Source organism: Rubritalea sp., assembly GCF_039830215.1.
GTDB lineage: Bacteria > Verrucomicrobiota > Verrucomicrobiia > Verrucomicrobiales > Akkermansiaceae > Rubritalea.
Genome location: NZ_JBDOPO010000059.1, coordinates 1 through 3,442, shown reverse-complemented (window position 1 = coordinate 3,442; position 3,442 = coordinate 1). Strand labels below are relative to the sequence as shown.

1 protein-coding gene is annotated in these 3,442 nt (G+C 46.5%); it reads right to left on the bottom strand.

Features of this window, described 5'->3' with window-relative positions; translation table 11 throughout:
- Positions 1-1,073: 1,073 nt before the first annotated feature.
- Positions 1,074-2,348 carry a hypothetical protein gene (locus tag ABGY95_RS01560; protein WP_347439920.1) on the bottom strand — a complete coding sequence of 425 codons (1,275 nt, stop codon included), beginning with the start codon at positions 2,346-2,348 and terminating at the stop codon, positions 1,074-1,076.
- Positions 2,349-3,442: the final 1,094 nt, after the last annotated feature.

Below are 3,442 nucleotides of genomic sequence, written 5' to 3'. Positions count from 1 at the left end.
ACTGACGATCAAATAGCTGAAGTTGAGATAAAGCTAAACAGCAGACCTCGTAAAGTACTCGACAGAAAGACCCCAAACTTTATGTTTTTAACACCTAACTAACAAGGTGCACTTCCAGGTTGAATTCAAGCGCCAACAATGATCGAAAGCTAATACACTACAAGCGCCAGAGCCAGAAATCACGTGATACAAGTGAACGGCTCAACTGCAGGAACGTCTCACAGAAAACGGTCGTCGCACTCATCGAAGTGCATGCCTAGGCTGTATCGCGAGAGCTGAAAGGTGCAAGCATTCTCCTTCCAATCGATAGCTTCACCACATATTTGTTCAGAGCGGCTTAAGCAGGCTGAAGTGAAGTTGGCCCAAGAGCAATGGAGTCCCTGGAAAGTTTGTTGCTATTTTAGCAGGCACAACATTGGTTCCATTAGTCACGAAATCAATTATCAGCACATCTATCGAGACAAAGCAAAAGCTGGATCATTGCACTCTCAGTATAGGCCCCGGTATGGGTCTTACCGCAGAAGAGTAATCGGTAGAGTGCGCTGGGGTTCTCTGAAAAACCAAGTCACGATTGATCAGAGGCCAGAAATCGAGGTCCAACGAAAACGTATTGGAAATGGGGAAAATGGATACAGTCATCGGTCATATTGGTGGTCAATCGTTTGTCACAATGATTGAATGCTGGGGGGGACACCAGCATAGGCCTATCCAAGAGCGAAGAAGCTGCAACAGTGGAGCACTAGTATAGTTGAAAACCCGGTACCTCTTACAAAGAAGGTGAAGACGCTGACTTTCGACAATGGCAAAGAACTTTCAATGCATTAGGTTCTTTCCAACGTGTTGTCAGCTCAAAGTACTTTGCTCATCCCTACCATTCTTGGGGGCGGTTCCTCAACGCACACACCAAAGGGAACCGACTTATCCAAGGTGAGCTTGAGTAGGGTTAAAGAGCTGGAGTACTCCCTAAATTAGCGACCAAGACAATCTCTCGCCTATGCAATATCTAGTGATATATTACACTCATTAACCTCGATTGCGCTAGCCTCTTGAATTCACTAGGAGTAAAAAAGTGCTTATTTCTTGTCCATCATTTTGTTGACGTGGCGTTGGACTCTCTCAGGTACATCGTTGTTTTGAATCCAGTTTTCGGCTTCAGCTCTGTCTTGCTTATAGAGAGTCCAGAGCGCGCGACCTACCGTGCGCGAACGTGAGCTTTCGTCATTAAGTTCATTGCCATAGTTGAGAGCGAGCACCGGGTCGGATCGGGTGGCTCCTTCCGAAAATTTACGGAGAAGGTCTTGGTAATTAGAGGCGTTGGAATTTGCGTCTAACCAGTCGGCTGCAGCATGGGCGTCTTGTTTTGCATAGGCACTTACGAAATCTGGTCCAGCCTTTATTTGGTCTTGATGCGGAAGTGTGGCGATCCAGGCTTTTGCTGCTGATGGATCTTGGTCAGTCCAGTGGTCGACCACTTCGCCTAGTGCGCGGGCGCGAGCCTCATCATCGGCAATACGGCTAACCCATTCGGCGGCTATGGTTGGGTCTTGTTTCGAAAATTGGTTGGCTAGATAGGCTGATGCGCCACTAACGAGTTTAGGATCTTCGATTTCATTGAGCCATTGTTGTGCTTCATCGATGCCTAAGAGTGCAATATATGGTGCTAGGCTACGCAATGCTTCACCTCTTTCTTCTGAATAGGGAAGCTCTTGTAGGACTTGAGTGGCTAAAGTTGAGTTAGCGTTCGCGAGACCTCGGATAATTCCAACTAGGTAGGGATTAGCTTTGTCGCTGTCGTGATTTTCACGGGCCCATGCTAATGCTGCGTTGGGATTATTAGTAGCCCACGAGGCGAGCACTTCTTTTATCGCGTATTCGGACTTTGCTTTGCTCTGAGCGAATTTGATGGCAGCCAATGGGTCAACCTTTCCCCATGCGTGAAGCAGCATATTGTAGTCGCTCATTCTCTGGCGGGTCATGCCTAGTGCGCGAAAGTCGGCGACGACTAATGCAAAATCTTCAGGGTTCATGGAGTCAATGAGGCTGAGTATTTGGCGTGATCGTTCGAGTGGGTCACTGAGTTGGCTGATACCTTTGATTGATCCAGTAGGAGTGGTGCCAGCGCTTGCGCCTCGTAAGCTTTTTCTCGAAGTGATTCTCGATGTGCTATTTGTCAAGTAGTCCTCAGTTGTGTGTCTACCAAAGTGAGATTGATCAGAACTCGATGAATCTAGCGCAATCGTGTCGTTTGAGCTTACTTCTGAATCGGTTTGGAATGAGCCTATGTAGTAGGCGGCTACGAGTGTGGTGAGCCAAACACCAAGGGCTGGGAGTAGAAGTTTATTTTTCATAATCGGAACAAGAGCTGGCTCAAAAAAGCGTGGCGCTGGTATGGCTATTGTTTAGAATAGCCTTTAAAATACTATGCATTGATCGCTGAGAATTGCAAAAAAGTGTAAATAAAGTAATTTGGTGTTTAGTGGATACGAGTCTTTACTAAATGGTCGTGATTCAGTGCACCCTAAATCGTAAATTTTGGAAGGATTTCCCAAGCATATTCAATGTGTAGAGTTTTCAGACTAATGACTGAGTCCAATGTGCGTTAACTTAAGCGCAACTTTTTTGACGCAAAACGTATTATAGGATTGAAGGGGTGAGCCATCTGGCATGGCTAAACACTTACACATCAACGATTCGTCACTATACCTATTAGAATTTGAGGACCTAGCCAAGCCTGTTTCTTTCATCTAACGCAAAACCCAAGGCTTCAGCGCCTTTGGAGTTATCATCGCTCTCATCAAATGTGCGATCATAGGCGATGGTTCAGGTTAATAATATAGCGCTGGATCCAGGTATTCTTGGGCATAAAACAATCCCCAGAGTCCTTGTTCATAAACGGATCAGCAAAAATGCTCATCCGTTTTTATGAGCAGTGACCTGTGAATTCGTCAAGCCATCCTCTTCATCTATCTCCAAGCTCTGCTAGAGGCATGTATTCATCAGAGTTTTAGTCGAAGATTCGACTTTTGAGTGCATGGAGAATGGCAATGCTTCGAACTTCCTTAGCCATGGTAATGAGGTGAGTCGCACTGCTGGATTCCAGTTGGCACATGCGGGATGCGTGCACGTCTAGTGGCTTTATGAGGTGGACCCCGTTCTCCGTCCGTTAGATTCAGCTATTAAGTTATGATGGGAGGATGAGCTAGGTGATAATATAGAAGTGAGGCTGGAGCAAGGGCTAATCAAAATTTGCTAGTCGTAGCGGAAGGCTGCAAACGCAACGAAGCGTAGCACAGTGGAGTTTCCAGCCTGTAGTAAAGACTACCAAATTTTGGCCAATTTGGGGGCTAGGCGGCGTCTTGCTCCTGTGGATTGGTAGTGTTTCCAGATTTACGTTCGTAGGCATTTGAGGGCGTATCATTGCCTAATGAGTCGTGGGGCCTCC

Coding starts and splice junctions, on each gene's coding strand:
- ABGY95_RS01560 (WP_347439920.1), bottom strand. CDS start 2,348: ATGAAAAATAAACTTCTACTCCCAGCCCTTGGTGTTTGGCTCACCACA.